Source organism: Isoptericola sp. NPDC060257 (genome assembly GCF_042726645.1).
GTDB classification, from domain to species: Bacteria; Actinomycetota; Actinomycetes; order Actinomycetales; family Cellulomonadaceae; genus Isoptericola; species Isoptericola nanjingensis.
In genome coordinates, this window is record NZ_JBHXAW010000018.1 from 1 (window position 1) to 26,526 (window position 26,526).

At 75.3% G+C, this 26,526-nt stretch carries 28 protein-coding genes; 12 read left to right on the top strand and 16 right to left on the bottom strand.

Going from position 1 to position 26,526, the window contains the following annotated elements; translation table 11 throughout:
• Positions 1-142: 142 nt before the first annotated feature.
• The 7 genes from ACFWEK_RS02930 to ileS form a co-directional block, all read right to left on the bottom strand.
• On the bottom strand, positions 143-751 hold the full coding sequence (locus ACFWEK_RS02930; protein ID WP_430547121.1) for a TetR/AcrR family transcriptional regulator: 609 nt from the start codon (positions 749-751) through the stop codon (positions 143-145).
• Between the two features lie 57 nt (positions 752-808).
• Positions 809-1,516, bottom strand: coding sequence for a dihydroxyacetone kinase phosphoryl donor subunit DhaM (gene dhaM / locus ACFWEK_RS02935; protein WP_430553030.1), 708 nt, complete (start codon positions 1,514-1,516; stop codon positions 809-811).
• Positions 1,513-2,202 (bottom strand): dihydroxyacetone kinase subunit DhaL, encoded by a 690-nt coding sequence (dhaL, locus tag ACFWEK_RS02940; RefSeq protein WP_430547123.1) that lies wholly within the window; start codon positions 2,200-2,202, stop codon positions 1,513-1,515. Before dhaL ends, dhaM begins: the two co-directional genes overlap by 4 nt.
• Before the next feature lie 41 nt (positions 2,203-2,243).
• A complete protein-coding gene (gene dhaK, locus ACFWEK_RS02945) occupies positions 2,244-3,239 on the bottom strand; it encodes a dihydroxyacetone kinase subunit DhaK (RefSeq protein ID WP_430553031.1) in 996 nt (331 codons plus the stop codon).
• Positions 3,240-3,381: 142 nt separating this feature from the next.
• Positions 3,382-4,818 carry a bifunctional folylpolyglutamate synthase/dihydrofolate synthase gene (locus tag ACFWEK_RS02950; protein WP_430547125.1) on the bottom strand — a complete coding sequence of 479 codons (1,437 nt, stop codon included), beginning with the start codon at positions 4,816-4,818 and terminating at the stop codon, positions 3,382-3,384.
• A 41-nt stretch (positions 4,819-4,859) separates the two neighbouring features.
• A complete protein-coding gene (locus tag ACFWEK_RS02955; RefSeq protein ID WP_430547126.1) occupies positions 4,860-5,336 on the bottom strand; it encodes a nitroreductase/quinone reductase family protein in 477 nt (158 codons plus the stop codon).
• A gap of 143 nt (positions 5,337-5,479) precedes the next feature.
• On the bottom strand, positions 5,480-8,809 hold the full coding sequence (gene ileS / locus ACFWEK_RS02960; protein WP_430553032.1) for an isoleucine--tRNA ligase: 3,330 nt from the start codon (positions 8,807-8,809) through the stop codon (positions 5,480-5,482).
• A gap of 503 nt (positions 8,810-9,312) precedes the next feature.
• Between ileS and ACFWEK_RS02965 the strand changes: the two genes are divergently transcribed.
• Both ACFWEK_RS02965 and ACFWEK_RS02970 read left to right on the top strand, forming a co-directional pair.
• Positions 9,313-9,972 (top strand): maleylpyruvate isomerase N-terminal domain-containing protein, encoded by a 660-nt coding sequence (locus ACFWEK_RS02965; protein WP_430553050.1) that lies wholly within the window; start codon positions 9,313-9,315, stop codon positions 9,970-9,972.
• 253 nt (positions 9,973-10,225) lie between these two features.
• Positions 10,226-10,978: a phosphotransferase family protein gene (locus ACFWEK_RS02970; RefSeq protein WP_430553033.1), complete on the top strand. Its 753-nt coding sequence runs from the start codon at positions 10,226-10,228 to the stop codon at positions 10,976-10,978.
• Positions 10,979-11,111: 133 nt separating this feature from the next.
• On the opposite strand, the gene ACFWEK_RS02975 is transcribed toward ACFWEK_RS02970, so the two are convergent.
• Positions 11,112-11,687 carry an alpha/beta fold hydrolase gene (locus ACFWEK_RS02975; protein WP_430553034.1) on the bottom strand — a complete coding sequence of 192 codons (576 nt, stop codon included), beginning with the start codon at positions 11,685-11,687 and terminating at the stop codon, positions 11,112-11,114.
• Between the two features lie 78 nt (positions 11,688-11,765).
• On the bottom strand, positions 11,766-12,329 hold the full coding sequence (locus ACFWEK_RS02980; RefSeq protein ID WP_430553035.1) for a GNAT family N-acetyltransferase: 564 nt from the start codon (positions 12,327-12,329) through the stop codon (positions 11,766-11,768).
• Between the two features lie 86 nt (positions 12,330-12,415).
• Here ACFWEK_RS02980 and ACFWEK_RS02985 point away from each other — a divergent pair, with 86 nt between their 5' ends.
• On the top strand, positions 12,416-13,015 hold the full coding sequence (locus ACFWEK_RS02985) for a YdcF family protein (protein ID WP_430553036.1): 600 nt from the start codon (positions 12,416-12,418) through the stop codon (positions 13,013-13,015).
• A gap of 31 nt (positions 13,016-13,046) precedes the next feature.
• Entirely contained in the window at positions 13,047-13,688 is a 642-nt protein-coding gene (locus ACFWEK_RS02990) for a LysE family translocator (RefSeq protein WP_430553037.1), read from the top strand.
• A 24-nt stretch (positions 13,689-13,712) separates the two neighbouring features.
• On the opposite strand, the gene ACFWEK_RS02995 is transcribed toward ACFWEK_RS02990, so the two are convergent.
• Complete coding sequence (locus ACFWEK_RS02995) at positions 13,713-14,273, bottom strand: TetR/AcrR family transcriptional regulator (protein WP_430547133.1); 561 nt, start codon at positions 14,271-14,273, stop codon at positions 13,713-13,715.
• Between the two features lie 88 nt (positions 14,274-14,361).
• Here ACFWEK_RS02995 and ACFWEK_RS03000 point away from each other — a divergent pair, with 88 nt between their 5' ends.
• Positions 14,362-14,799, top strand: coding sequence for a DoxX family protein (locus tag ACFWEK_RS03000; RefSeq protein WP_430553038.1), 438 nt, complete (start codon positions 14,362-14,364; stop codon positions 14,797-14,799).
• 10 nt (positions 14,800-14,809) lie between these two features.
• Here the strand turns inward: ACFWEK_RS03000 and ACFWEK_RS03005 are convergent, their stop codons facing one another.
• The 3 genes from ACFWEK_RS03005 to ACFWEK_RS03015 form a co-directional block, all read right to left on the bottom strand.
• A complete protein-coding gene (locus ACFWEK_RS03005) occupies positions 14,810-16,435 on the bottom strand; it encodes a molybdopterin-dependent oxidoreductase (RefSeq protein WP_430553039.1) in 1,626 nt (541 codons plus the stop codon).
• Between the two features lie 109 nt (positions 16,436-16,544).
• The gene (locus ACFWEK_RS03010) at positions 16,545-17,102 is read right to left on the bottom strand and encodes a hypothetical protein (protein WP_430553040.1); all 558 of its coding nucleotides are present in this window, start codon (positions 17,100-17,102) and stop codon (positions 16,545-16,547) included.
• A gap of 30 nt (positions 17,103-17,132) precedes the next feature.
• Positions 17,133-17,825 (bottom strand): winged helix-turn-helix transcriptional regulator, encoded by a 693-nt coding sequence (locus tag ACFWEK_RS03015; RefSeq protein ID WP_430547137.1) that lies wholly within the window; start codon positions 17,823-17,825, stop codon positions 17,133-17,135.
• 143 nt (positions 17,826-17,968) lie between these two features.
• Here ACFWEK_RS03015 and ACFWEK_RS03020 point away from each other — a divergent pair, with 143 nt between their 5' ends.
• Positions 17,969-18,808, top strand: coding sequence for a class I SAM-dependent methyltransferase (locus ACFWEK_RS03020; protein ID WP_430553041.1), 840 nt, complete (start codon positions 17,969-17,971; stop codon positions 18,806-18,808).
• A 19-nt stretch (positions 18,809-18,827) separates the two neighbouring features.
• Here the strand turns inward: ACFWEK_RS03020 and ACFWEK_RS03025 are convergent, their stop codons facing one another.
• Positions 18,828-19,592 carry a tyrosine-protein phosphatase gene (locus ACFWEK_RS03025; RefSeq protein WP_430553042.1) on the bottom strand — a complete coding sequence of 255 codons (765 nt, stop codon included), beginning with the start codon at positions 19,590-19,592 and terminating at the stop codon, positions 18,828-18,830.
• A gap of 168 nt (positions 19,593-19,760) precedes the next feature.
• On the opposite strand from ACFWEK_RS03025, the gene ACFWEK_RS03030 reads away from it, so the two are divergent.
• From ACFWEK_RS03030 to ACFWEK_RS03040, 3 genes are read left to right on the top strand one after another with little or no spacing between them, the layout of a single operon-like run.
• Positions 19,761-20,798 (top strand): putative F420-0 ABC transporter substrate-binding protein, encoded by a 1,038-nt coding sequence (locus tag ACFWEK_RS03030; protein ID WP_430553043.1) that lies wholly within the window; start codon positions 19,761-19,763, stop codon positions 20,796-20,798.
• Positions 20,795-21,868 (top strand): putative F420-0 ABC transporter permease subunit, encoded by a 1,074-nt coding sequence (locus ACFWEK_RS03035; RefSeq protein ID WP_430553044.1) that lies wholly within the window; start codon positions 20,795-20,797, stop codon positions 21,866-21,868. The genes ACFWEK_RS03030 and ACFWEK_RS03035 overlap by 4 nt, the downstream gene beginning before the upstream one ends.
• Positions 21,865-22,740, top strand: a complete 876-nt coding sequence (locus ACFWEK_RS03040) for a putative F420-0 ABC transporter ATP-binding protein (RefSeq protein ID WP_430553045.1) — start codon at positions 21,865-21,867, stop codon at positions 22,738-22,740. Before ACFWEK_RS03035 ends, ACFWEK_RS03040 begins: the two co-directional genes overlap by 4 nt.
• A gap of 9 nt (positions 22,741-22,749) precedes the next feature.
• Here the strand turns inward: ACFWEK_RS03040 and ACFWEK_RS03045 are convergent, their stop codons facing one another.
• Entirely contained in the window at positions 22,750-23,187 is a 438-nt protein-coding gene (locus ACFWEK_RS03045) for a CoA-binding protein (protein WP_430553046.1), read from the bottom strand.
• A 106-nt stretch (positions 23,188-23,293) separates the two neighbouring features.
• Positions 23,294-23,755, bottom strand: a complete 462-nt coding sequence (locus ACFWEK_RS03050; protein WP_430547143.1) for an anthrone oxygenase family protein — start codon at positions 23,753-23,755, stop codon at positions 23,294-23,296.
• 48 nt (positions 23,756-23,803) lie between these two features.
• Here ACFWEK_RS03050 and ACFWEK_RS03055 point away from each other — a divergent pair, with 48 nt between their 5' ends.
• From ACFWEK_RS03055 to ACFWEK_RS03065, 3 genes are all read left to right on the top strand, one after another.
• Positions 23,804-24,274, top strand: a complete 471-nt coding sequence (locus ACFWEK_RS03055) for a hypothetical protein (RefSeq protein ID WP_430553047.1) — start codon at positions 23,804-23,806, stop codon at positions 24,272-24,274.
• Between the two features lie 184 nt (positions 24,275-24,458).
• Entirely contained in the window at positions 24,459-25,424 is a 966-nt protein-coding gene (locus ACFWEK_RS03060; protein WP_430553048.1) for an ABC transporter ATP-binding protein, read from the top strand.
• Positions 25,421-26,278, top strand: coding sequence for an ABC transporter permease (locus ACFWEK_RS03065; RefSeq protein ID WP_430553049.1), 858 nt, complete (start codon positions 25,421-25,423; stop codon positions 26,276-26,278). The genes ACFWEK_RS03060 and ACFWEK_RS03065 overlap by 4 nt, the downstream gene beginning before the upstream one ends.
• Positions 26,279-26,526: the final 248 nt, after the last annotated feature.

Consider the following 26,526-nt stretch of genomic DNA (forward strand, 5'->3'; position numbering starts at 1 on the left):
GGCCCGCGGCGGGGTTGGGGGGGGGGGTCTGCGGGGGGGGGCCGGGGGGGCCCGCGGGGGGGGGGGGGGGGGGGGGGGGGGGGGGGGGGCGGGGGGGGGGGGGGGGGGGGGGGGGGGGGGGGGGGGGGGGGGTGCCCGGCGCTCAGGAGGTGAGGACGGCGGCGAGCTGGCCGACGACGTGCGGCACGTGGTCGCCCACGTCGCCCTCGTGGCCGGTGCGCGCCCAGTCGTCCATCGCCGCCCGCGTGACGACGAAGACGACCATGGCGCACATCTCGGGGTCGGCCGGCAGGGGTGCCGCCTCGTGCCGCCGCTCGAACAGCGCGACGACCTGGGTCTTGTGCCGCTCGAACCACGCGAAGTGACGGCCGAGCAGGCGCGGCTCGAGCTGCAGGATCTCCATCACCTGCTCGCCCTGGTGCTTGCCGGGGCCGGCGAACGCGGAGAGCAACGACCGGACGAGCACCTCGAGGTCCGCCACCAGACGCCCGGTGGGGCCCCCGGCCGCGAACGCCTCGCGGGTCTCGGCGCTCAGCTCGAACGAGCCCTGACCGAGCACCGCGTCGTCCTTCGACTCGAAGTAGTTGAAGAACGTGCGGGGCGAGATCTGGGCCGCCTCGGCGATCTCCTCCACCGTCACGGCGTCCAGGCCGCGCTCGAGCACGAGGCGCTGGGCGGCGTCGACGATCGCGTCCGTGCGGGCGCGCTTCTTGCGCTCACGCAGTCCGAGGTCGCCGGCGGGAGGGGTCACCGGACAATCATGCACCCACTGCAATATTGCACCAAGTGCAATATCCTGTGAGCGTGGTCACACCTCGCCGAAGCCGCCCTCGATGAGCCCGACGACGGTCGCCACGGCGTCGCGCGCGTCCGCCCCGTGCGCGGACACCTCGACCTCGGTGCCCGCGGCGGTGCCGAGCGCCATGAGCTGCAGCACGCTCGTCGCGTCGACGCCCTGGAGGGTGACCGGCCCGCCGAACGCCGCCGCGGCCCGCGCCACCACCGCGGCCGGGCGGGCGTGCAGGCCCAGCGGGTTGCGGATCACGACGCGGGCACTGGCCGTCGCGGTGGTCTCGACAGGCTCGACCGACGGATCGGCGGGAGCCGGGGCAGGTGCAGGGGCGGCGGGCGTCGCGGGCGCCCCCGCCCCCTCGGCGGCGGCCAGCACCGCGTCCAGCCCGGCGCCCTGCTGCGACGCCACCGCCGCGGCGACCGCGCCCTCGACGAACGGCGCGTCGGCGAGGCGCACCCGGCCGGCCAGGTCCTCGTCGAGCTCGAGCGCCGTCTCGACGGTCAGCACGGCGGAGCCCAGGTCGGCCAGCACGACGACGCCGTCGACGCACGGCAGCGCGCGCCCGAGGGCGTCCTGCACGACCTCCAACGACGTGCCCAGGCCTCCCTCGCCGTCGCCCGCCCCGCTCTCCAGGACCACGTCCGGCGCCATCTCGCGGGCCAGCTCGACGGTCCCCTCGGCGAGGCGTGCCGAGTGGGAGACGAGCAGCAGCCCGACGCTCACTCCCCGACCGCCTCCGCCTCGCCCTCGCCCGCCATGGCATCCGGCGTGGCCTCGAGCGCCGCGTCGAGCGCCGCGCGCAGCACCAGCGCCGTCGAGCGGGCGCCCGGGTCCTCGTGGCCGGCGCTCCGCTCCCCCAGGTAGGACGCGCGACCCTTGGTCGCCACGAGCGGGATCGTGCCCGTCGCGCCGGCGTCGGCCGCGTCGGCGGCCGCCCGCAGCACCTCGACCGGCTCCTGGCCGGCGTCCGCGGCGGCGGTGGCCGCCTCGACCGCGGGGGCGAGGGCGTCGACCATCGTCTTCTCCCCCACCTGCGCCTTGCCGCGCGACGTCACGCCCTCGAGCGCGGCGTCGAGCAGGACGACGACGCCGGACCCGTCGACGCTGGGGCGGGCCGACCGCTTCGCCGCCCGCAGGAACGCCGTCCCGTACAGCGGGCCGGAGGCGCCGCCGACCTTCGACATGAGGGTGGTGGCCACGAGCATGAGGACGTCGCCGACCTCCGTGCGCTCCGCGGCCCCGGGCTCGTCCAGCTTCGCGACCACGGCCTGGAACCCGCGGTGCAGGTTCTCCCCGTGGTCGCCGTCCCCGATCTGCCGGTCGAGCTCCGTGAGCTCGTCCTTCGACCCCGCCACGACGTCGGCGGTGCGCCGCACCCAACGCTCCGCCCATGCCACGTCGAGCCCCATGACCGCACGCCTCCTCGCCTCGGGGCGCCCCGCGACGCCCGTCACCAGTGCAACGCCGCCGTGCGCACCGGCGCGTCCCACAGCTCCCGCAGCTCGTCGTCCAGCCGCAGCACCGTGATCGACGCGCCCTGCATCTCCAGCGACGTCACGTAGTTGCCCACGAGCGACCGGGAGACGGTGACACCGCGCTCCTCGAGCAGCCCGCGCGCTCGACCATAGACGACGTACAGCTCGGACAGCGGCGTGCCGCCCATCCCGTTGACGAACAGCAGCACGTCGTCGCCGTCGGTCAGGCGCAGGTCGTCGGCGACCGGGTCGAGCAGGCTGCGCGTGATCTCCGTGGCGCCCGCGAAGGGGATGCGGTGCCGGCCGGGCTCGCCGTGGATGCCGATGCCGATCTCGACCTCGTCGTCGGGCAGGTCGAACGACGGCTTGCCGACGTGCGGCACCGTGCACGCCGTGAGCGCGACGCCCATGGTGCGCACGTTCGCCACGACGCGCCCGGCGACCTCGGTGACCGCGCCGAGGTCGTCGCCGCGCGTGGCGGCGGCGCCCGCGATCTTCTCCACGCAGACGGTGCCGGCGACGCCGCGGCGGCCGGCCGTGTACAGCGAGTCCTCGACGGCGACGTCGTCGTTGACAAGGATCGTCGTCACCTGCGACCCCTCCGCCTCGACGAGCTCCACGGCCGTCTCGAAGTTGAGCACGTCGCCCGTGTAGTTCTTGACGATCGCCACGACGCCGGCGCCCGAGTCCGCGCCGAGGACCGCCGGCACGATCTGGTCCGGCGTGGGCGACGTGAACACCGCCCCCGGCACCGCCGCATCGAGCATCCCGTCGCCGACGAACCCGGCGTGCAGCGGCTCGTGCCCGGAGCCGCCGCCGCTGACCAGCCCCACCTTGCCGGGCACGGGCCCACCGGCCCGCGACACGTACACGGGCTCGTCGTGCACCTCGACCAGGTCGGCATGGGCGAGCCCGAATCCCGCGAGCGAGTCGGTCACCGCGTCCGCGGGGTCGTCGAGCAGCTTCTTCATGTCGTGCCTCCTCGCCTGGCACCGCCCTGCACCGAGGCGGCCTGCCCCCATCCAACACCCGGGCGCCACGCCACGCAGCACCCCCGCGGGGTGTCGGGCGGGTGATCGTGCGTGCGCCCTCCCGACGTCCCGGACGGGCGCGTCAGCCGCGGCCGAGCAGGATCCGCGCGTCGGCGACCGTGATCACCGAGCCGGTGACGAGCACGCCGCGGCCGGTGCCGACGCCCACCTGGTCGCCGCTCTCGGCGAGGTCGGCCGCCACCTGCAGCGCCTCGTCGAGGCGTGCGGCCGTGCGGACCCGGTCCTCGCCGAAGATCTCCTGGGCCACCTCGAGCAGGTCCTCGGGGTCGGCCGAGCGGGCCGACGAGTTCTTCGTGAGGACGAGCTCGGTGAGCGCCGGCTCCAGGGTCGCGAGCAGCCCTTCGACGTCCTTGTCCGCCATCACGGCGACGACGCCGACCAGCCGCGGGAGGTCGAACTCCTCCTCGAGCGCGTCGACGAGGGCCTGCGCCCCGTGCGGGTTGTGCGCCGCGTCCACCAGCACGGTCGGGCTGGAGCGCACCACCTCGAGGCGCCCCGGCACGACGACGTCGGCGAACGCCGTCTCGACCACCCCGCCGTCCAGGGCCCGGCCGCCGAGCAGCGCCTCCACCGCGGCGAGCGCGAGGAGCGCGTTGTGAGCCTGGTACGCGCCGTGCAGGGGCACCAGGACCTCGGTGTACAGGCCGGCGGGGGTGCGCAGGTCGACGAGCTGCCCGCCGACGGCCACCCGCCGCCCGGCGACCTCGAGCTCCACGCCCTCGCGCAGCAGGTGCGCCGAGACCTCCGCCGCCCGCTCGCGCAGGATCTCGTCGACGACGACGTCCTGCTCGGCGCTGACGACCGTGGCGCCCTCCTTGACGATGCCGGACTTCTCCGTGGCGATCTCGGCAAGCGTGGAGCCGAGCCAGCGCTCGTGGTCGATGCCGACCGGGGTGAGCACCGCGACCTCGCCGTCCACGACGTTGGTGGAGTCCCACCGACCGCCCATGCCGACCTCGACCACCGCGACGTCGACCGGGGCGTCCGCGAAGGCGGCGATCGCCATGACGGTGAGCACCTCGAAGAAGCTGAGACGCGGGCCGCCCGCCTCCTGCGACTCGCGGTCGACGACGCCGATGTACGGTGCGACGTCCTCCCACACCTCGACGAACCGCGCGGCGCCGAGCGGCTCGCCGTCCACCTGGATGCGCTCCGTGACGCTCGTGAGGTGGGGCGAGGTGAACAGGCCGGTGCGCAGCCCGTGCTCGCGCACCAGGCGCTCGGTCATGCGCGCCGTCGACGACTTGCCGTTCGTGCCCGTGAGGTGGATGGCGCGGAACGCCTGCTGCGGGTCGCCGAGGAGCTCGAGCACCCGCCGGACGCGGTCGAGCGTCGGGTCGATGTCGTGCTCCGGCGCCCGCGACATGATCTCCGCGTAGACCTCGCGCAGCGACTCCTGCGCCACGGCGTCCTCCGCCGCCGCGCGGGCGGCCTGGCGCTCGGCCGTACGGGCCTTGCGCGCGGCGGACGAGGGCTTGTTCTCAGCGTCGGGGGTCACCCCCGAAGGATAGGCGGTGCGCGCCCGTCGACGACGGTCGGTCAGCGCGGGGCGAGCACCACGACCGGGGTCTCCCCGGCGCGGTGCGCGGCGAACCGGTCGATCTCGCCCCAGCCCTGGTGGCGGCCGACGAGCGCCCACAGCCGGTCGCGCTCCTCGCCCTGCGCCGCCGTCGCGCGCACGGTGCGCGGCCCGTCGACCGTGTCCACCTCGGCGTCCGGGTGCGCCCGCAGGTTGAGCCACCACGCCGGCGGCGGGTCGCCCCAGCCGTTCATCGCGAGGGTGACGTACCGGCCGTCGTCCTCGACGTACCCGAGGATCACGGCGCGCTCCTGGCCGCTGCGGCGTCCCACGACGCGCAGGCGCAGCATGCCGAACTTGCCGCCGGGGGCGGGCCGGCGCAGCGGCCACCGCCCGCCGCTGATCCGGTAGCCGGCGCGCTGGACCGCCCACGCCGACCGGACGAACCAGCGCGGCGGGACGAAGGGGCGCTTCTCGCGGGCGGGTGTCGCAGCCATGCGGACTCCTCGCAGGGGTCGGCGCCGACGCGCCGGGGAGCACCAGCGTAGTCGGCCGCACGGGGGCAGCCCAGGCCCGGGCGTCTCCGCCGGTCAGGAATCCGCGGGTGAATCCTGACCGACGGAGACGCTCGGCAGGCGGGTCAGCGCTTGGCGACCCGGACGACGCGCTCGCCGTCTCCCGCCGCCAGGACGACGTCGAGGGCGAGGGTCTCGCGCGCGATGAGGTCGCGGTGCGACTCCACCGCGGCGACGTGCTCGGCCGGGACGTCGAGCTCCAGCGCGATGCGGTCGCTCACCTCGAGCCCCGCGGCCTTGCGGGCGTCCTGCACGTCGCGGATGACGTCGCGGGCGTAGCCCTCGGCGCGCAGCGCGTCGTCCAGCGCGAGGTCGAGGACGACGAACCCGCCGCCGGGCAGCACGGACGCGGCGACGTGCTCCCCGGCCGCGTCGCCCACCACGGTGGTCAGCTCGTACTCCGCCTCGCGCAGCGACTCGTCGCCGGTGTCGGTCGTGACGACGACGGCGCCGTCCTCGTCGCGGCGCCACGCGCCCGCCTTCGCCGCCTTGATCACGGCCTGGACGCCACGGCCCAGGCGCGGGCCCGCGGCCCGGGCGTTGACCGCGAGCCGCTCGGTGATGCCGAACCGCTCCGACGCGTCGGCGTCCGCCGCGACGAGGTCGACCGCCTTGACGTTGAGCTCCGACGTCAGGAGGCCCACGTAGTCCGCGAGCGCCGCGGGGTCGGGGACGGCCACCGTGAGGCGGGCCAGCGGCTGCCGCACGCGCAGCTGGTGGGCCTTGCGCAGCGCGAGCGCGCTGGACACGACGGCGCGCACCTCGTCCATCGCCGCGACGAGCTCGTCGTCGCGCACGAGGGCGGCGTCCACGACGACGTCCCCGCTGTCGGCCACCGCAGGCCAGTCCGTGAGGTGCACGGAGCGGCCGCCGGTGAGGCCGCGCCAGACCTCCTCGGTGAGGAGCGGCGCCAGCGGCGCCATGACGCGGGTCAGGGTCTCGAGCGCCGTGTACAGCGTGTCGAAGGCGTCGGCGTCCTCCGCCCAGAACCGGTCGCGCTGGGTGCGCACGTACCAGTTGGTCAGGACGTCGAGGTGCTCACGCACGGACTCGCAGGCGCCGGAGATGTCGTAGGCGTCGAGCTGCGAGGTGACCGTCGCGACCAGGTCGTGGGTGCGGGCCAGCAGGTACCGGTCGAGGGCGGGCAGGCCGGGGACGCGCTCGGCCGTGACGGGCTTCGCCGTGTAGCCCGCGCCGTCCGCGGCGCTGTTCGCGTACAGGGTGAAGAAGTAGTACGTGCTCCACAGCGGCAGCAGCACCTGGCGCACGGAGTCGCGGATGCCCTCCTCCGTGACGACGAGGTTGCCACCGCGCAGGATCGGGCTGGCCATGAGGAACCAGCGCATCGCGTCGGAGCCGTCGCGGTCGAAGACCTCGGAGACGTCCGGGTAGTTGCGCAGCGACTTGCTCATCTTGCGCCCGTCGGAGCCCAGCACGATGCCGTGCGAGACGGCGGTGCGGAACGCCGGCCGGTCGAACAGCGCCGTGGCGAGCACGTGCAGCAGGTAGAACCAGCCGCGGGTCTGGCCGATGTACTCGACGATGAAGTCGCCCGGGTAGTGGTGCTCGAACCAGTCCGCGTTCTCGAACGGGTAGTGCACCTGCGCGTACGGCATGGAGCCGGAGTCCATCCACACGTCCATGACGTCCTCGACGCGGCGCATCGTGGACTTCCCCGTCGGGTCGTCGGGGTTGGGGCGGGTGAGCTCGTCGACGAACGGGCGGTGCAGGTCGGGCTCGCCGTCGGGGCCGAGCGGCAGGCGGCCGAAGTCGCGCTCGATCTCCTCGAGCGAGCCGTACACGTCGAGGCGGGGGTACGCCGGGTCGTCGCTCTTCCACACCGGCACCGGGGAGCCCCAGAAGCGGTTGCGGCTGAGCGACCAGTCGCGGGCGTTCGCGAGCCACTTGCCGAACTGGCCGTCCTTGATGTGCTCGGGCGTCCAGGAGATCTCCTGGTTGAGCTCCACCATGCGCTCCTTGAACTTCGTCACCTCGACGAACCACGACGAGACGCCCATGTACATCAGCGGCTGCCGGCAGCGCCAGCAGTGCGGGTAGGAGTGGGCGTACGACTCGCGGCGCAGCAGCACCGTGCCGGCGGTGACGGACCCGGCGTCGACCTCCCCGCGGGTGCGCGCCTTGAGGTGGTCGATGATCGGGAGGTTCGCGTCGAAGACCTGCAGTCCGGCGTACTCGTCGACCGGGTGCGTGAACTTGCCGTCGGCGCCCACGGGCATCACGGAGGCGACGCCCTCGCGGTCGCAGACCACCTTGTCGTCCTCGCCGAACGCGCCGGCGCTGTGCACCAGGCCGGTGCCGTCCGTCGTCGTGACGAAGTCCGCCTCGACCACGCGGTGCGCGCGCTCGCGGCCCTCGTAGTAGGAGAACGGCGGCACGTAGGAGGTCTGGAGCAGCTCGCGGCCGGTGAGGCGCCCGACGACGCGCGGGGCGTCCTCGCCCTCGTCCGTGAGCTCGCGCGCGTACGCGTCGACGCGGGCCTCGGCGAGCACGTACCGCTGCGGCGACCCGGTGAAGGACGACTCCACCACGGCGTAGTCGATGTCCTCGCCGACCATGACGAGCAGGTTGGAGGGCAGCGTCCAGGGCGTGGTCGTCCAGACGAGCAGCTTGTCCCCCGGGCGCACGACGTCCTGTCCGGCGGGCACGGTCGCGACGTCGAAGCCGACGGTCACGGCCGGGTCCTGGCGCGTCTGGTAGACGTCGTCGTCCATGCGCAGCTCGTGGTTGCTCAAGGGCGTCTGGTCGTTCCAGCAGTACGGCAGCACGCGGAAGTCCTCGTACACCAGGCCGGCGTCGTAGAGCTTCTTGAAGCCCCACAGCACCGACTCCATGTAGGTGACGTTGAGCGTCTTGTAGTCGTGGTCGAAGTCGACCCAGCGCGCCTGCCGGGTGACGTAGTCGCGCCACTCGGACGTGTACTTGAGCACCGACGAGCGGCAGGCGGCGTTGAACTTCTCGATGCCGAGCTCGAGGATCTCGTCCTTGGTCTTGATGCCGAGCTGGCTCATCGCCTCGAGCTCGGCGGGCAGGCCGTGCGTGTCCCAGCCGAACCGGCGCTCCACGTGCTTGCCGCGCATCGTCTGGTAGCGCGGGACGACGTCCTTGGCGTACCCGGTGAGGAGGTGCCCGTAGTGGGGCAGGCCGTTGGCGAACGGCGGGCCGTCGTAGAAGACGAACTCGTTGGAGCCGTTCTCCCCCGCCGGGTTCTTCGCGACCGACGCACGGAACGTGTCGTCGGCGGCCCAGAAGTCCAGGACCTCGCGCTCGATCGCCGGCAGCTCCGGGGACGCCGGGACGCCGGCGATGCCGAAGGCGGCGCCCTGTCGGTCTGCCTGCGACGAGGGGTCGGACGAGCGGTGCTGCGGATAGGCCATGGGTGGGCTCCTGTGCGGACGAGCTGGCGGTCGGTGGTACGACGTCGGTGCTGCTGTGCGAGGACGACGCCCCCGCCCCGAAGGGCGCGGGTCCCGCGGTACCACCCCGCTTGCGGACGCCGAATCGTGCTGACGTCCGCCGCTCGTTCACGGCTGTGACGGGCCTACCCGTCCGGTTCTACTAGGGGTGCGTGTGCGCCCTGTTCTTCCGGAGGCTCGCCGGTGATGGCCGGGTCGATGCCTGTGCGTCCATGGTAGCCAGCCGCGCAAGTGCGATCGTGGCGACACCGCCCCGTGGCCCGATCCCGGCCTCGTCAGCCGGCACGGTCGACGGCGATGCGCTCCAGGACCTCGCCGGTCGACGCGTCCACGACTGTCGAGATGCACCGTGGCTGCAGGTCTGGGCCATGTCCGAGAATCGGGTCGGCCCCGCCGCCGACCAGGCTGGTGCAGTCCGTGGACGTCCGCTCACGCTCGGTTCGTGCCATGCCACACTCGGTGCCATGAGCCCTCTGACCAGCCCGGACGCCGTCCGTGCTCTGTACCTCGAGGCCGCCACGAGGGCCGCTGCCCTGCTCCGGGACCCGCATGTGGCGGACGCGTGGGGTGACGGGTCGATCTTGGAGGGCATGACGGTCGGCGCGCTCGCCGGCCATCTTGCGCGCAGCGTGTTGCAGGTGGAGTGGTTCCTCGACGGGCCGCTCGACCAAGGTCTCGAACCCACGACCGCGGTGACCTACTACGCGCGCATCGTGGACGCCCCGGATCCGGGTTCGGCGCTCAATCGTGGTGTGCGTGCGCGCAGCGAGGAGTCCGCGGCGGCGGGCGCTGTCGCCGTGGCGAGTGACACCGCGGCGGCACTCGACCGCCTGCGCGCCCGGCTCCCGCACGAGCCTGCCGGTCGCCGCGTGGCGATCCTGCACCGGCCGGGTGAGGAGATGCTCCTCGACGAGTACCTGCGCACCCGGTGCGTCGAGCTGGCCGTGCACACCGACGACCTCGCCCTCAGCGTCGGCGTGGACGCGCACGCGCCCGAGGGGGCGACGGCGGTAGCGATCGACCTGCTCGTCGCCGCCGGCGCTGAGCGGCATGGTGGGCTCGCCGTCCTGCGCGCCCTCAGCCGCCGTGAGCGAGACGACGTCGGGGCGCTGCGCGTGCTGTGAGTCCGGCCCCACTGTCCGGGCCCCAGTGCCGCACGATGTCGGACCCATCGACCGGTTCAAGACCGACCGCTTCTGACGCGGCCGCCCCGCGCGCTCGACGCGCGGGCGACACGCCACGCATGCCGACGACGACGAGCGAGTCCTGCGGTCCACGGCGCAGCCGCAGGGTCGACCAGGCGGTGCCGGGCCCGCACAGGTACCGGCCCCGAAAAGCCCGGGCGCGATCGTGGCGGCTCTCGCGATGATGGCGGGCATGGACGAGGCGAAGGTCGAGGTCGTCGTCGCCCACAGCCAGCGGGCGACGCTGCGCGTGGGCGACGTGTTCCTGAAGATCGACGGCGACCCGGCGCACGCCGAGCGCGAGGCGCGGGCGATGGCCCTGGCGCCGGTCCCGACCCCAAGGGTTCTGTGGCGCGAGCCGCCCGTCCTCGCGATCGCCGCCGTGCCGGGCGAGGCGCTCGGCGTCCTCGGCGAGCCGTCGCCGCAGTCGCCGGCGGCGTGGGCGGCGGCGGGCGCGGCCGTCCGGCGGCTGCACGACGCGCCGGTGCCGCCGTGGCCGGGACGCAGCCTCGACGACGTGGCGGCGGAGCTCGACCGCGAGTGCGCGTGGCTGCTCGCCCACGACGTCGTGCCCGCCGAGGTGGTCCGGAAGAACCGCGCGATCGCCGAGGCCGCGCTGCGGCCGTGGACGCCGGTGTTCGTCCACGGCGACCTCCAGCTCACGCACGTGTTCGTCGACGGCGACGAGGTCACCGGCGTCATCGACTGGTCCGAGGCCGCGCCCGGCGACGCGATGTTCGACCTCGCCATCCTGACGCTCGGGCACGAGGAACGCCTGGACGACGTGCTGGCCGGCTACGGCCCCGGCGCGGAACGGGCCGTGATCCGCGCGTGGTGGTCGCTGCGCAGCCTGGCGGCGTCGCGCTGGCTGATCGAGCACGGCTTCGACCCGGACGCGCCGGGAGCCGAGCTCGACGTGCTCCGAGCCCGGATGCGGGAGTCTTGAGGACCGTGGACGTCGAGCGCCCCGGGTGGTGAGCGTCGGAGGCTACGTCGGCGCCTCGACCCGGCGCGAGATCGAGTACGCCCGGACGACGGGCAAGGCCATCAGCTCCGTGGACCCCGCTCCCGGCTGGTGATCATCGCCGCGCCGCCAGACCGATCGCGAGCCGGACGGCCTCGGCGAACGCGGCGGGACGGTCCGTGGCGAGCTGGTGACCACCGCCGTCGACGATCTGCAGCCGCGATCCGCCGATGGCTCCGGCGAACCGGTGCGCCGCCGGAAGGTTGGGTCTGTCCTTGCTCCCGCACAGCACGACCGTCGGCGCAGCGATCCGGGACAGGTCGGGTGTCAGGTCGACGCGGACGCCCAGGATGTCGAGCAGGTCCTTCTTCGACATCCCGTCCGGCAGGCCCAGGTGACGCTCCGGGACGGCACCGAGCACCAGTCGCTGGACCCCCATCATCACCCGGGGCGGCCTGACCTGGCCGCCGGAGAGCACGAGCGACGCGACGGGGTGCAGCGAGGCGTACCGGGCGGCGATCATCGCCCCGATCGACAGACCGACCATGGTCACCGATCGCGCTTCGGTCTCCCTGCCGTGGCGGTGCAGGGACGCGACGGCCTCGTCGAACACGAAGGGCGTCGCGAGGTCCAGGGCCCCGAACGCCACCGACCGCACCGGACCGAGCAGGTCACGCTGGGCGTCCCACACGACGCGGGCTCTCCGGCGCCGGCCAGGAAGACGACGAGATCGGGCACCAGCGCATGGTAGCGATCCGCGGCGCCGGGCTCACACGCCGTGGCGGGCCGCCATGGCCTCGAGCACGGCGAACGGCGCGGGACTCTCGAAGCGCCCGCGCAGGGACGGCTCGTACGCGGCGAGCGGCCGCACCTGGAAGAACCTCGCCAGTGCAGGGTCGTCCGGCTCGACGCCCAGCTCCGGGGCGGGCACGAACCCGAAACGGGAGTAGTACGCCGGATCACCGACGAGGACGACGAGCGGCTCCCTCAGCGCGTCGGCGGCGCCCAGCACCGTGTGCACCAGCGCAGAGCCGACGCCGCTCCCCTGCTGCTCGGGGTGCACGCTCAGCGGCCCGAGCACGAGGGCCGGCGCATCGCCCACCCGGGCCCGCGTGCACACGACGTGCCCGACGACGTCGCCCCCCGTGCAGGCGACGAACGCGAGCTCCGGGATCCAGCACGGGTCGGCCCGCAGGAGGCCGACGAGCGTCGCCTCCCCGGGCGCGCCGTCCGGTTCGACGGGCGGCGCCGAGTACGGCGCGCCCGCGAAGGCGGCGGCGGTGACGGCGCGGACGGCGGCGGCGTCGGCCGGGAGCTCGCGGCGGATCAGCATGGGCCGATGGTGGCACCGACCCGCCGTCGCCGTCTCCGGTTTTCCCGCGTCCGCCGCGGCGGACGTCACGGTCTACAGTCCCTCGCATGCGCCGCGGACCGATCGTCGCCCTGGCCGGGGTCACCGGGCTGGCCGCCGTGCTGGCCTGGAGCGAGTGGCTGAACCGGCGCTGGTCGCGCACCCTCGTGGCCGACGCCGCCGGGCCGACGCAGGCCGTCGTCGTCCTGGGGTTCCGCAACCCCGGTCCGGCGGCGAACATCGTCAACCGCTGGCGGGTGCGCGCGGGCCTGCGGTCGATCGACCCGGCGGCACGCGTGCGGCTCGTGCTCAGCGGGGGTGCGACGACGTCCGGGCGCTCGGAGGCCCGGGTCCTGGCCGACCACGCCGTCGGCGTGCTCGGCTACGACGGTCCGCTCGCGCTCGAGGAGGAGAGCAGGACCACCTGGGAGAACGTCGTCCGGGTGCTGCCGCTCGTCGAGGACGCCGACCGCATCACGATCGTCTCGCAGCCGGCGCACGCGCTGAAGGCGCGCGTGTACGTCGCGCGCCAGCGCCCCGACCTGGTCCGTCGCCTGACGCGCGGCGCCGACCACCGCTGGGGCGAGTGGCTGCTGCTCAAGCCCGCCCTCGCCGCGTACGGGCTGTGGAGGCTGCGGGGCGTCCGGCGCGACCTGCGCCGGCGGTGACGCCGCGCCGCCCGGCTCGTATCGTGACGCCGTGACCGTCCTCCAGGCGCTGCTCGCCTTCGCGCTCGTCGCGGGGCTCCTGACCCTCGTCCCCGGCCTCGACACGGCGCTCGTGCTGCGCAGCACCGTGACCCGCTCGCGCTCGCACGGCTTCGCGGCGCTGGGCGGCATCCAGGTCGGCACCCTCGTGTGGGGTGCCGCCGCCGCGGGCGGCGCGGCGGCCCTGCTCGCCGCCAGCCAGACGGCGTACCGCGTGCTCACCCTGGCGGGCGCGGCGTACATGGTGTGGATGGGGGCGTCGATGCTCTGGCGCTCCGTCCGCGAGCCGCGCGACGATGCCGCCGAGGTGGACGCGCCGCTGCCGACCGGCGGCCGCTGGCGCGACTTCGGCCTGGGGCTCAGCACCAACCTCATGAACCCGAAGGTCGGCGTCTTCTACGTCGCCGCGATCCCCCAGTTCGTGCCCGACGGCGTCAACCCGCTGCTCATGGGCCTCCTGCTCGCCCTGGTGCACTGCGTGCTCGGCACGGCCTGGCTGTCGCTCGTGGTCCTCGGGGCGGGGTGGTTCGGGCCCCGGCTGCGCCGCTCCGGCGCCGTGCGGTGGGTGGACCGCGTCACCGGCGGCGTGCTCGTCCTGTTCGGCGCGCGCCTCGCGGTCGGCGCCCGCGTCTGACGTCCCCGCGCACGCAGGACGGCATCAGATGAACGCCAGCCCGTCGACGATGCGTCGTGCGGCCGCCTCCGGGTCGGCCGACGCGTCGAGCAGGTCGGAGCCCGTGAAGGCCCCCTCCCGCCACAGCGAGGCGAAGCCGTGCACGACCGACCACGCCGCCAGCTGCGCGGCCGCGGGGTCGGCGACGCCCTCCAGCCGCCCGACCCCGTCGCGCAACGCCTGCCCGGACCGCCGGCGGGCGCTCGTCAGCCCCGGGTCGTCGGCCCGGACCAGGTCGGACCGGAACATCACGGCGAAGTGCCCCGGCCGGGTGAGCGCGAACCGGACGTAGGCCACGGCCACGTCCCGCAGGTCGTCGCCGACTGTCTCGAGCTCCTCCGCCAGCAGGTCGAAGCCCTCGGTCGCGAGCGCGGTGAACAGGCCCTGCCGGTCACCGAAGTGGTGCGCCGGCGCCGCGTGCGACACACCGGACCGCTGCGCCAGACCACGCAGCGAGACCCGGTCCACGCCGTCGTGCGCGATCTGGTCGGCCGCGTGGCGGAGCACGACCGACCGCAGGTCGCCGTGGTGGTACGCGTCCGCCATCAGACCTCCATCTAGCCATTGACTAGTCCGCACCGCGGACCTAACTTGTCACTGTCAAGATCCACCGTAGCCGATCCGGGAGAGCGCCATGGCACCCCTCGTCGTCCTCGTCACCGTCACCCTCGCGGCACGCGGCCTCGGCGCCCTCGCGATCGACCCGCTGGGCACCTGGCCGGCCGCCGTGACGGCCGGCCTCGTGGCCATGCTGCTCGTCACCGCGAGCGCTCACTTCGCGCGACCCCGGCGCGCGGCGCTCGTCGCCATGGTGCCGCCGCGGCTCCCGCGACCCGCGCTCCTCGTGACCGTCACGGGGGTGCTCGAGATCGTCGGCGCCGCCGGGCTCCTGCTGCCGGCCACCCGGCCGGCGGCGGGGATCTGCCTCGCGCTGTTGTTCGTGGCGATGTTCCCGGCCAACGTGCACGCGGCCCGAGCCTCCACGGGCCTGCGCACCATGCCGCTGCCCGCGCGGACCGCGCTCCAGGTCGTCTTCGTCGCCGCGTGCCTCGTCGCCGCGTTCGCGGGGTGATCCGGTCGCGTCAGGCGATCGTCAGCTCGATCGTGTGCCAGCCGGTCGCGCCGTCGGGCGCGGGCGGGGCCTCCGCCTCGACCTGGAGGTTCCCGTCGGCGTCCGTCGCGCGGACCGTGACGAGGTGGTCGCCGGGCGTCGCGTCCCAGTCCAGCCGCCACTGGCGCCACGTGTCCGGGCCGACGGTGTCGGCGAGGTCGGCCGCGACCCAGTCACCGTCGTCGACCCGCACCTCGACCCTCTCGATCCCGGTGTGCTGCGCCCAGGCCACGCCCGCGAGCATCACCGCGCCGGCGGGCAGGTCGTCCCCCGGGCGCGGGACGTCGATGCGCGAGGACAGCTTGATCGGGCCCAGCGCCGACCAGCCGCGCGGCGTCCAGTAGCCCTGCTCGTCGGCGAACCGGGTGACCTTGAGCTCGGTGACCCACTTGGTGGCCGACACGTACCCGTACAGCCCGGGCACCACGAGGCGGGCGGGGAAGCCGTGCTCGGTGGGCAGCGGCTCGCCGTTCATGCCGACCGCGACGAGGCAGTCGCGGTCGGCCTCCTGCAGCACCTCCAGCGGTGTGCCCGCGGTGAAGCCGTCGGTGCTGCGGGAGAGCACCATGTCCGCGCCCCCCTGCGGCTTCGCCCGGGCCAGCAGCTCCCGGACGGGGTAGCCGAGCCACAGCGCGTTGCCGATGAGGTCGCCGCCCACCTCGTTGGAGACGCACGCCAGGGTGACGTGGTGCTCCTCGAGCGGCAGGGCGAGCAGCTCGTCCCAGGTGATCGTGAACGGCTCGTCCACGAGGCCGGTCACGGTGAGCGACCAGTCGTCCGGGTCCACCTGCGGCACGACCAGGGCCGTGTCGATGCGGTAGAAATCCGGGTTCGGCGTGACGTACGGGGCCGCGCCCTCGACGCCGAGGTCCGCGCCCGCGGGCACCGCGGCCGCCGTCGTCGCCGGCCGCGGCAGGCGGATCGCCTCGCGCGCCGCCGTCACCGCGCGGCCGCCCGCGGAGACCACGCGCGAGACGCCGAGCACGACGACGGCGCCCGCCGCGGTGACGCCGGTCCACTGCAGGAAGCGGCGCCGGTCGATCGCGTACCGCCGGTCGGCGCCGGGCCGCTCGCCCTCGGCGAACCACGACTCGACCCGGCGCAGCAGGGCGCTGAGCAGGGCGATCGCGGCCACCACGCCGAGCAGGCTCGGCAGAGCCCACGCGATGTTGGCCCCGGGGCGACCCGCGGCCACGACGGCGGCCACCACGCCCACGGCGCCGAGCAGGACGGCGCCCCACGGCGGGCGCCGCCGCTCGAGGACGCCCGCGAGCGCCGCGCCCGCCAGGGAGACCACGCCCATCGTCGCGAGCAGCACCGCCTTGTCCGCCGTGCCGAACCAGGACACCGCGAGGTCCTTCAGCCAGCCGGGGACGCCGTCGACCACCGCGCCGCCGACAGCCACGACCGGGCTCGACGACGGGTCGACGAACGCCGCGACCAGCTCCGCCACGGCCAGCCCCGCCGCCGTCGCGACCACCCCCGCGAGCGCCGCCCACCAGCCGTCCCGCGGCCTCGGCTCGCGCGGGACCCCCGACTCGGGGTCCCGCCCGGCGGGGTCCGACGGGTCCCGGCCCGTCGGCGATGCGCTGCTCATGCCCTCAGCGTCCCACTCGACGGCCCCGCGCCGGCGGGAGGTGACGAGACCGTCAGGAACCGGGCGGAGCCGACCGCCCCTCGGGCCCGCCCGTGGCGCACGGCGGGGGTCACGCGCGGGGCGCGGCGTCCGGCGGCGCCGGCGGGCCCGGGTCGGGCCATCCGGAGAGGTGCCCGAGCCACGCGACCGCGAGCCACGCCCCCTCGACGCGGAGCTGCGTCCCCGGACCCTCGATCACGGCGCTGCAGCGCGTCTCGAGCGTCCACGGCCCGTCCTCGCCCGCCGCGGCGGTCAGCGACCGGAGCGCCAGGGTCGAGCGGTCCAGCTCGACGTCGGCCGCCTCGCCGGGCAGCTCGACCCACGTCCGTGACCGCGCGGCCCACAGGTGCGCGCCCTCCGTGCCGGCGGGGAGCCAGGCCGCGGTACCGCCGACGACGACGCACGGCAGCTCGGCGACGGGCTCGGCCGGGTCGCGCGGCACCCGCGGCGGCTCGTCGCCGAGGCTCGACACGTCGCCCGCGGGCGCGTTCCCGTTCGCGATCGACAGCGCGAGGTCCACGGCGGCCCGCACGAGGCCCGTCGCCGCGCCGGCGCTCTCCCGGGCCCCGCGCCGCCGCCGGCGCGGCCGCCGCCACGAGATGGCGTCCTGGACCCGGGGAGTCGTCATGCCGTCGAAGGCTAGCGCCACCGACCGCCGTCACGCCCTCGCGGGAGCAGGATCCGGCCGGGGCACGTGCGCGAACACCGACTGACCCAGCCACCGCGGCACCCGGCGCCGCAAGCCCTCCGGGCCCTCCAGCACCACCTCGCGCGAGCGCAGCGCGCTCGCCCAGGTCACGTCGCCCCGCCACAGCCGGGTGAGGGCCCGCAGCGGCGTCGTCACGACCACCGCCGCGTCGTAGCCGGGGTCGTAGTCGCACACCTCGACCTGGCCGTCGCGCACGACGATCCACCACCGGGACACCCGGGGGGCCACGTCGGTGAGCACGATCGCCAGGACGGTGCGCTCGCGGGGCCACGCGTCGACGTCGATCGTGCGGCGCATGTCCCACAGCAGCAGGTGCGGGTCGAGGTCGGCCTCCCCGAGCCCGCCGACCCATCGCGTGCCCCAGGCTCCGAGCGCCTCGACGAGCGGCCGCAGCTCCTCGCCCGCGGGGGTGAGGAGGTAACGGACGTGCCCCTCGGCGCCGGCACGGCGCACGATCCCCGCGCGCTCCAGCGTCCGCAGCCGCTTGGACAGCAGCGTGGGCGACATCTTCGGGTTGCCGCGCCGCAGCTCGTTGAACCGGGTGCTGCCGAGCAGCAGCTCCCGCACGACGAGCAGTGTCCACCGCTCGTCGAGCACCTCCATCGCCTTCGCGACGGGGCAGAACTGGCCGTAGCCCGCCATCCCCCCAGTGAACGCCCGCCGGGCGGGACGCCGCCAGTACAGATCCAGGACTTCGCCCGGTCCAGATCCGGCACTGGACCGGCGGCGGCGCTCGGCGGAGCGTGAAGGGGTCAGCACAGCCCGCAGGAGCGAAGGAGCCCCTCATGAGCACCACCGATTCCCGGACCGTCCCCGTCGACCTGCTCGAGACGGTCCGCACCAAGCACCGCGCCGTCTGGGAGTCCGGCGACTACCCCGCGGTCGCGGACCAGGTCATCCCCTCGCTGGGGGCCGTCCTCGTGGAGGCGTGCGACGTCGGGCCCGGCGACCGGGTGCTCGACGTGGCGGCCGGCTCCGGCAACGCGTCGATCCCCGCCGCGCTGGCGGGCGCCGACGTCGTCGCCTCCGACCTCTCCCCCGAGCTGCTCGCGGCGGGTCGCCGGCGCGCCGCGGACCAGGGCGCCACGCTGCGGTGGGAGCCGGCCGACGCGCACGCGCTCCCGTTCGACGACGGCGCGTTCGACGTGACCCTGTCGTGCGTGGGCGTGATGTTCGCGCCGTTCCACCAGCTCGCGGCGAGCGAGCTGGCCCGCGTGACCCGGCCCGGCGGCACGATCGGGAACGTCGCCTGGACGCCGACCGGGTTCATCGGCGAGATGTTCGCGACCCTCAGGCCGTACGCGCCCCCGCCCCCGCCCGGCGCGCTCCCGCCGCCGCTGTGGGGCACCGAGGAGCACGTGCGGGTGCTCCTGGGCGACCGCGTCACCGACGTCCGGGCCGAGGTGCGCGGGCTCGTCGTCGACCGGTTCGCCGACGGCGCCGCGTTCCGCGACTTCTTCAAGGCCACGTACGGCCCGACGATCGCCACCTATCGGCACCTCGGGGACGACGACGCGCGCGCCGCGGAGCTCGACGACGCCCTCGCCGCGCTCGGCGACCGGCACCTGCGCGACGACGGCACGATGGTCTGGGACTACCTCCTGGTGCGCGCGACGCGGGCGTGAGCCCGCCCTCGCCCGCCGCTCAGCCCGCGTCGAGGAGGCGGCGGCGGACGCGGTCGAGCTCCGCGTCCGTCACGCCGTGCGCGCGCAGGTAGCGCTCCGGGTCCACGCCGTCGAGGAACTCCCCGAGGGCGGCGGCGACGGCGTCGCACCAGGCCACGAGCTCGTCCGGCCCGCGGTGCGGCTCGTCCCACCCCGGCTCGGTGACGGCCCGGTCGTTGTTCGCGCGCACGGCCACCAGGTAGTCGTCGACGACGACCGGGCGGGGGACGCCGACGAGGGTCAGCAGGAGCGCGGTGATCATGCCGGTCCGGTCGCGCCCGCCCGCGCAGTGGTAGACGACGGCCCCGTCGGGGGCGGCGGCGATGGTGCGGAAGACGTCGGCGACGAGGTCGGGCCAGCGCTCGAGCACGGTCGCGTAGTAGCGCGGGGTGTCGAGGTGCGGCGCCCAGGCGGCCATGAACGCGGCGTCGTCGGGGTCCTCGACCGGGCGGTGGTGGCGCGTCACCGACGGCGGCAGGTCCAGCGGCACGATCTCGGCCGCGTTGCGCAGGTCGACGACGGTGCGGACGCCGGCGTCTGCCATCGCCGCGAGACCGTCGGGGCCCGCCGCGTCGAGCCGCGACGTCCGGTAGAGGCGCCCGGCGCGGGTGCGGCCGTCGTCGACGTTGGGCAGGCCGCCCAGGTCGCGCGCGTTCGGCAGCGCGCCCCAGCGCACGGCGCGGGGGTCGGGACCGGTCGGCGCGGGGGCCGCTTCCGCGGGCGAGGTACGGGTCGGGACGGTCACGGACGCCAGGCAACCACACGGGGTCGGCGGGGCGTACTAGGCTCGACGCCGGATCACGGGCACGACTCTGGCCCGTCGGCGCGACCCGGGCTGTGGGCCGCGGTTCCACCGGCGCGAGATGGCGCGCCGTCGGACGACACCACCGACGACGACCCCTGGAGCTTTCTCGTGCCCCGCCTCCCCCGCGCCGCCGTGCCCGGCGCCGCCCTGCTCGCCCTGTCCGTCGCCGTCCTCGCGGGCTGCGCGCAGGATCCCGCCGACGCCGCGCCGTCGGCGGCCGCCTCGTCCGGCGGGTCCTCGGACGGCACCGCCTACCCCCTGACGCTCGACAACTGCGGCGTCGAGACCACGGTCGACGCCGCGCCGCAGCGCGTCGTGACGATCAAGTCGAGCACCACGGAGATGCTGCTCGCGCTCGGCCTCGGCGACCGCATCGTCGGCTCGGCGTTCCTCGACGGGCCCGTGCCGGACTCGCTGGCCGACGCCGCCGCCGACGTGCCCGCCGTCGCCGAGCCCATGGCCGAGCAGGCGCCCGGCGCGGAGGCCGTGCTCGGCCTGGAGCCCGACCTCGTCTACGCCGGCTGGGAGTCCAACCTCACCGCCGACGGCGCGGGCGACCGCGCCACGCTGGCGAAGCTCGGCGTCGCGACGTACGTCTCCCCCGCCGCCTGCAAGGCGCCGGAGTACATGCCGGACCCGCTCACCTTCGACGACGTCTTCGCGGAGATCGACGAGGTCGGCGAGGTCTTCGACGCCGCCGACGCCGCCGACGACCTGGTCGCCACGCAGAAGGGCGCGCTCGCGGCCGTCGCCCCCGACGACCGGGGCCTCACCGCGCTCTGGTACTCCTCGGGCGACGACATCCCCTACGTCGGGGCCGGCATCGGCGCGCCGCAGATGATCATGGACGCCGTCGGGCTGCAGAACGTCGCGGCCGACGTGCACGACACCTGGACGTCGTTCTCGTGGGAGCAGGCGATCGAGGCGGACCCGGACGTCATCGTGCTCGTCGACGCGACCTGGAACAGCGCGGACCAGAAGATCGAGCGGCTCGAGTCGAACCCCGCCACCGCGCGCATGACCGCCGTGCGCGAGGGCCGCTACCTCACGGTGCCGTTCCCCGCGTCGGAGGCCGGCGTGCGCAACGTCGACGCCGTCGTCGACCTGTCCGCGCAGCTCGACGGGCTGGACGGGCTCGAGCCGTGACGGCGACGGCCCGGCCGGTCGGGCCACCCGCGACGGCCGCAGCGACGACGGGCCGCCGCGGCGCCGCCTGGTGGCTGCCGGCGTCCGTGGCGGTGCTGGTCGCGACCGTGCTGGTGGCGGTGACGGTCGGGCCGGCCGACCTGTCGGTCGCGGACGTGTGGCGCTCGATCGCGACGCACGTCGGGCTCGGCGGCGCGCTGGGCCTCGAGCCGCTCGACGCGCTGCCCGACGGCATGGTCTGGGAGCTGCGGCTGCCGCGCGTGCTGACCGCCGCGGCGGTCGGGGCCGGGCTCGCGGTGTGCGGCGTCGTCATGCAGTCCCTGACCCGCAACCCGCTGGCCGACCCCTACCTGCTGGGGCTGTCGTCCGGCGCGTCGCTGGGCGCCGTGCTCGTGCTCGTCGCCGGGCTCACCGTGCTGCTGCCGGTCGCGGCGTTCGGCGGGGCCGTCGCGGCGCTCGCCGCCGCCCTCGGGCTCGCCGGGGCGATCGGCACGATCACGCCGACCCGCACGGTGCTGGCCGGTCTCGCGGTGAGCCAGCTCGCGGCCGCGGCGACCAGCTTCGTCATCTTCTGGTCCGCGACCGGTGACTCGTACCGCGAGATCCTGTCGTGGCTCATGGGGTCGGTGGCCGGGGCGACGTGGACGTCGGTCGCGATCACGGGCGTCGCCGTCCTGGTGCTGGGCGCCCTGCTCGCCTCGACCGGCTCGATCCTCGACGCGTTCACCTTCGGCGACACGGCCGCCGCCGCGCTCGGAGTGCCCGTCGCGCGCGTGCGGTGGCTGCTGCTGGTGGGCGTCGCGCTGCTCACCGGCGCGCTGGTCTCCCAGAGCGGGTCGATCGGGTTCGTCGGGCTGATCCTGCCGCACGCCGTGCGGCTGCTGACCGGCGCGCGGCACCGCCTGCTGCTGCCGCTGTCCGCGCTGTGCGGGGCGTCGTTCCTGGTGTGGGCGGACACCCTGGCGCGCACCGTCTTCGCCCCGCGCGAGGTGCCCGTCGGCATCGTCACCGCCGCGATCGGCGCGCCGGTGTTCGCCCTGCTGCTGTGGCGCGGACGGAGGGTCGCATGACCACCGAGACCCGCGCCGAGTCACGCGCCGACACCCCCGCCCGGTGCACCTCGCGGAGGACCAGGGGGCCGGCAGCCGACCGCCTGGACGCCGCCCGCGTCTCCTGGTCGGCGTCCGGACGGCTGATCCTCGACGGCGTGGACGTCACCGCCCCCGCGGGCGCGGTGACCGGGCTGCTCGGCCCCAACGGGTCGGGCAAGTCGACGCTGCTGCGCGTCCTCGCCGGGGTGCAGGCGCCGTCGGAGGGCGGCTCGGGCCCCGGTGCCCGCGTCGCCTTCGCGGGCGCCGACCTGCTCGCCCTGCCGCGGCGCCGTCGCGCGCGGACGCTCGCACTCGTCGAGCAGGAGGCGTCCACCGACCTGCCCGTCACCGTGCTCGACGCCGTCCTGCTCGGCCGCATCCCGCACCGCTCCCTGCTGGCCGGGGACTCCGCGGACGACCGCGCCGCCGCCCGCCGCGCCCTCGACGCCGTCGGGGCGGCGCACCTCGCGGACCGCGAGGTCACGACCCTCTCCGGCGGCGAGCGCCAGCGCGTGCACATGGCGCGCGCCCTCGCCCAGGAGCCCGCGCTCATCCTGCTGGACGAGCCGACCAACCACCTCGACATCGCCGCCCAGCTCGACGCGCTGCGCATCCTGCGGGAGCTCGCCGACCGTGGCGTCACCGTGCTCGCCGCCCTGCACGACCTGCAGCTCGCGGCCCAGCACTGCGACCACGTGGTGCTGCTGTCCGGCGGCCGTGTCGCCGCGGCCGGCGACGTGCGCGACGTCCTCGTGCCCGACGTCCTCGACCCCGTCTACGGCGTGCGCACCGAGGTGCTCACCCACCCCCGCACCGGGCGGCCGGTGCTGACGTTCGAGCCGGCCGGCTGATCCGCCGGGTCAGTCCCGCGGCCGCCGCCCGAGCTCGATGGCCGGGCAGCGGTCCATCACCATGTCGAGGCCAGCGGCGCGCACGCGGGCGGCGGCGTCCTCGTCGATGACGTCGAGCTGGAACCAGACCGCCTTGGCACCGATGGCGATCGCCTCGTCGGCGACGGCCCCGGCGAGCTCGGAGCGGACGAAGACGTCCACGACGTCCACCGGGAACGGGATGTCGGCCAGGCTCGCGTAGCCCTGCTCGCCGTGCACGGTCTCGGCGCTCGGGTGCACGGGCACGATCCGCTTGCCCGCGCGCTGCAGCACCCCCGCGACGCCGTAGGCGGCCCGCGCCGTGTTCGTGGACAGCCCGACGACGGCCCAGGTGCTGGTCTCGTCGAGGACGCGGCCGATGGTGGCCTCGACGTCGGTGGTGGTCTCCGTGGCCTCTGGCGTGCTCATGCCTCGTGCAACCGGCACCTCGATCGGCCTGTTCCAGTCCCGCGGGTCCCTGATCCTCATGCGTGCGCCTCCTGTCGGTACGGTCGTCCGAGCCGTCGTCCCGCGGTCATACCAGCGCCAGCGCCACGCCCGCGAGCGCGCACGCCGCGGCGCAGGTGACGGTCCGCACGTGGTTGAGCCGGCTCCAGGGCCGGTCGAAGGCGGCCCACCCGGCGGCGTCGCGGTGCGCCATCACGTGGTTGTTCAGCGGCACGTTGCCCGCCGCCGTCACCCCGAGCATGCCCACGACCACCAGCACGGCGCTCGCCACGACCAGCCACGCGCCGTCGTACCCGCCGACGAGGCCGACCACCGCCGAGCCCGCCGGCACGACCACGGCCGCGCCGAAGAGGGTCATGAACGGGGGCCGGACGGCGTCCTCGTTGATCGCCGCGATCGCGGCGGCCGCGGCCGCGGGGTCGAGCCTGCGCAGCCCCGCCACGACGAAGGTCGAGAACGCCGCGAACACCCCGCCCGCGAGGCCGGTGACCAGCACGGTCAGCACGAGGAGCACGTCCCAGAGATCCATGGGCCCATCCAACCAGCGGAACCTCCGCCCGCGCAGCAGGATGGAGCCATGCCCGCACCGCCCGCCGTCGTCGCGGCAACCCAGCGCCTCAACCCGTACGCCCTCAAGGTCAGCTCGCGGGTGCCGCCGTGGGTCACCCTGCACCACGTGGGCCGCAAGAGCGGCCGCGAGTACCACACGCCCGTGGTCGCGTTCGCCGCCCGGGCGCCCATCGACACCCGGGTCGCGCAGGCCGGGGACCCGGTCGAGATCGGCGAGTACCGCGACATCCTCGTGCTCACGCCGCTGCCCTGGGGCGCGGACGTGGACTGGTGCCGCAACGTGCGCGCGGCGGGCGCGTACCGCCTCACCCGCAAGGGGACCGACTATCGCGCGGACCGGCTGCGCGTCGTGGACGCCGACCACGCCCGCGGGATGCTGGGTGGCTTCGTCGGCGCGGCCTCGGGGCTGGTCGGCATCGAGTCGTTCCTCGTCGGGCGGCTGAGCCGCTGGCCGGTCAGCGCGCCAGAGCGCGGCTGACGAACTCGACGACGTCGCCCGCCGTCTCGGCCTGCGGCGCGAGGTCGCCCGTCCGGGCCGGGGCCGCGCGACCGGCAGGGGCTTCGGCGTAGGGGAACCCCCCGGGAGGCCGCGACGCGGCCAGGGTCCCTTTCAGGGGCGTCCCGGTTCTGTGACACAGGTCATCGACCCTACGTTCGACGACATGATCGCAGCACAGGGTCTGTCCAAGCACTACGGGAACAAGACCGCCGTCGACCGAGTCACCTTCGCGGTGCGGCCCGGCGTCGTCACCGGCTTCCTCGGCCCCAACGGGGCGGGCAAGTCCACCACCATGCGCATGATCATGGGTCTCGACCGGCCCACCACGGGTTCGGTCACCGTCAACGGCCGCCCGTACGCCGAGCACCGGTCCCCGCTCACCGAGGTGGGCGCGCTGCTCGAGGCCCGGGCGGTGCACCCCGGCCGCACGGCGCGGGCGCACCTGTGCGCCCTCGCCGCCACGCACGGCATCCCCGACCGGCGCGTCGACGAGGTCATCGAGATGACCGGCCTGGCCCCGGTGGCCCGCAAGCGGGTCGGCGGCTTCTCCCTCGGCATGGGGCAGCGGCTCGGCATCGCGTCGGCGCTGCTCGGCGACCCGCGCACGCTCATCCTCGACGAGCCCGTCAACGGCCTCGACCCCGACGGCGTGCTGTGGGTGCGCCGCCTCGCGCGGAGCCTCGCGGCCGAGGGGCGCACCGTCTTCCTGTCCAGCCACCTCATGAGCGAGATGGCGCTCACCGCCGACCACGTCATCGTCATCGGGCGCGGCCGCATCCTCGCGGACGCGCCCGTGAGCGACGTCGTCGACGCGGCGTCGCGGCGCGCGGTCACCGTCCGCACCCCGGGCCCGTCGACGCTGCGCACCGCGCTGGAGCGCGCGGGCGGCGCCGTGGTCGTGCCCGACGTCGCCCACGGCGGCTCGCTGGAGGTCACGGGGCTGGACGCCGCGGCGATCGGCGAGATCGCCCTCACGGCCGGCGTCGCGCTGCACGAGCTGACCCCGGTGGCCTCGACCCTCGAGGACGCCTACCTGGAGCTCACGGCCGACGCCGTCGAGTACCGCACCGACGACCCGACCGGCGACCTCACGGCCGCCGGCACGACGAGCACGGGAGACCGGTCATGACCGCCACCACCGCCCTCGTCCCGGACCGCGCCCCGGCCGGCGACGCCTCCGTGACCTTCGCCCGCGTGCTGCGGTCGGAGTGGCTCAAGCTCTGGTCGCTCCGCTCGACCTGGTGGGGCGTCGCGCTGACGGTGCTGCTCATGGCGGGGCTCGCGGTGCTCATGGCCGCGACGCTCGGGTCGGCCACGACGTCGCCCGAGCTGCAGGAGACCATGAGCGCCGACCCGCGGCTCGCCGTCCCGACCGGCGCCGTCGCCGTGACGTTCGGGTACGGGTTCGCGCAGCTCACCGTGGCGGTGCTCGCCGTGCTCACCATCACCGGAGAGCACTCGACCGGCATGATCCGCGCGACCTTCGCCGCCGTGCCCTGCCGGCTGCCCGTCCTGTGGGCGAAGCTGGCCGTCGTCGCGGCGACGACGGTGCTGCTCGCCGTCGTCGGCCTGGCCGCGGCGTGGCTCGCGACGGCGTCCTCGCTGTCCGCCGACGGCCTCTCGCTGGACTTCTCCGACGGCGAGCACCTGCGCGCCCTGGGCGGCGCGGTCGCCTACCTGGTGGCCGTCGCGGCGCTCTCCCTGGGCATCGGCGCGCTCTGGCGGAGCACCGCGGCCGGGATCGCCACCACCCTCGCCCTGCTGATGGTCCTGCCGCTGCTGTTCCAGGGGCTCGCCGGCTCGGCCGCGTGGGCGCAGGACGTCTACGCCTACCTCCCGACCGTGGCCGGCGAGCGCCTCGTCGCGACCGGTCCCACGCCCGACGGTCTCCTCTCCCCCGGCATCGGGTTCGCCGTGCTCGCCGGGTACGCCGCGCTCGTGCTCGCCGCGGCAGCCGTCGCCGTCCGGCGTCGCGACGCCTGACGCCGGCACCCGACAATGGCGGGCATGACCACCGTCTCGGGAGACTTCGACCTCACCATGGACGAGCTGCGGGGTGTGGCACGTTTCGTCGCCGAGAGTGCCGAGGCCGCCCTGCCCGTCTTCGCCGAGGAGCACCCCGAGGATCCCCGCCCCCGTGCCGGATGGCGCGGGCCACCTCCTCGGGCCTGCCGACCCGTCCGGCCGGGATGCCGCCCCCGGCGGCGGTCAGCCCCTGCGCGCCGAGCGAG

What these genes read in the sequence shown, in the direction of transcription:
- dhaL (WP_430547123.1), bottom strand. Translation starts at nt 2,202, where the DNA reads ATGGGGCTCGACGTGGCATGGGCGGAGCGTTGGGTGCGGCGCACCGCC.
- dhaK (WP_430553031.1), bottom strand. Translation starts at nt 3,239, where the DNA reads ATGAAGAAGCTGCTCGACGACCCCGCGGACGCGGTGACCGACTCGCTC.
- ACFWEK_RS02955 (WP_430547126.1), bottom strand. Translation starts at nt 5,336, where the DNA reads ATGGCTGCGACACCCGCCCGCGAGAAGCGCCCCTTCGTCCCGCCGCGC.
- ileS (WP_430553032.1), bottom strand. Translation starts at nt 8,809, where the DNA reads ATGGCCTATCCGCAGCACCGCTCGTCCGACCCCTCGTCGCAGGCAGAC.
- ACFWEK_RS02965 (WP_430553050.1), top strand. Translation starts at nt 9,313, where the DNA reads ATGAGCCCTCTGACCAGCCCGGACGCCGTCCGTGCTCTGTACCTCGAG.
- ACFWEK_RS02970 (WP_430553033.1), top strand. Translation starts at nt 10,226, where the DNA reads ATGGACGAGGCGAAGGTCGAGGTCGTCGTCGCCCACAGCCAGCGGGCG.
- ACFWEK_RS02980 (WP_430553035.1), bottom strand. Translation starts at nt 12,329, where the DNA reads ATGCTGATCCGCCGCGAGCTCCCGGCCGACGCCGCCGCCGTCCGCGCC.
- ACFWEK_RS02985 (WP_430553036.1), top strand. Translation starts at nt 12,416, where the DNA reads ATGCGCCGCGGACCGATCGTCGCCCTGGCCGGGGTCACCGGGCTGGCC.
- ACFWEK_RS02995 (WP_430547133.1), bottom strand. Translation starts at nt 14,273, where the DNA reads ATGGCGGACGCGTACCACCACGGCGACCTGCGGTCGGTCGTGCTCCGC.
- ACFWEK_RS03000 (WP_430553038.1), top strand. Translation starts at nt 14,362, where the DNA reads ATGGCACCCCTCGTCGTCCTCGTCACCGTCACCCTCGCGGCACGCGGC.
- ACFWEK_RS03005 (WP_430553039.1), bottom strand. Translation starts at nt 16,435, where the DNA reads ATGAGCAGCGCATCGCCGACGGGCCGGGACCCGTCGGACCCCGCCGGG.
- ACFWEK_RS03010 (WP_430553040.1), bottom strand. Translation starts at nt 17,102, where the DNA reads ATGACGACTCCCCGGGTCCAGGACGCCATCTCGTGGCGGCGGCCGCGC.
- ACFWEK_RS03015 (WP_430547137.1), bottom strand. Translation starts at nt 17,825, where the DNA reads ATGGCGGGCTACGGCCAGTTCTGCCCCGTCGCGAAGGCGATGGAGGTG.
- ACFWEK_RS03020 (WP_430553041.1), top strand. Translation starts at nt 17,969, where the DNA reads ATGAGCACCACCGATTCCCGGACCGTCCCCGTCGACCTGCTCGAGACG.
- ACFWEK_RS03040 (WP_430553045.1), top strand. Translation starts at nt 21,865, where the DNA reads ATGACCACCGAGACCCGCGCCGAGTCACGCGCCGACACCCCCGCCCGG.
- ACFWEK_RS03045 (WP_430553046.1), bottom strand. Translation starts at nt 23,187, where the DNA reads ATGAGCACGCCAGAGGCCACGGAGACCACCACCGACGTCGAGGCCACC.
- ACFWEK_RS03050 (WP_430547143.1), bottom strand. Translation starts at nt 23,755, where the DNA reads ATGGATCTCTGGGACGTGCTCCTCGTGCTGACCGTGCTGGTCACCGGC.
- ACFWEK_RS03055 (WP_430553047.1), top strand. Translation starts at nt 23,804, where the DNA reads ATGCCCGCACCGCCCGCCGTCGTCGCGGCAACCCAGCGCCTCAACCCG.
- ACFWEK_RS03060 (WP_430553048.1), top strand. Translation starts at nt 24,459, where the DNA reads ATGATCGCAGCACAGGGTCTGTCCAAGCACTACGGGAACAAGACCGCC.
- ACFWEK_RS03065 (WP_430553049.1), top strand. Translation starts at nt 25,421, where the DNA reads ATGACCGCCACCACCGCCCTCGTCCCGGACCGCGCCCCGGCCGGCGAC.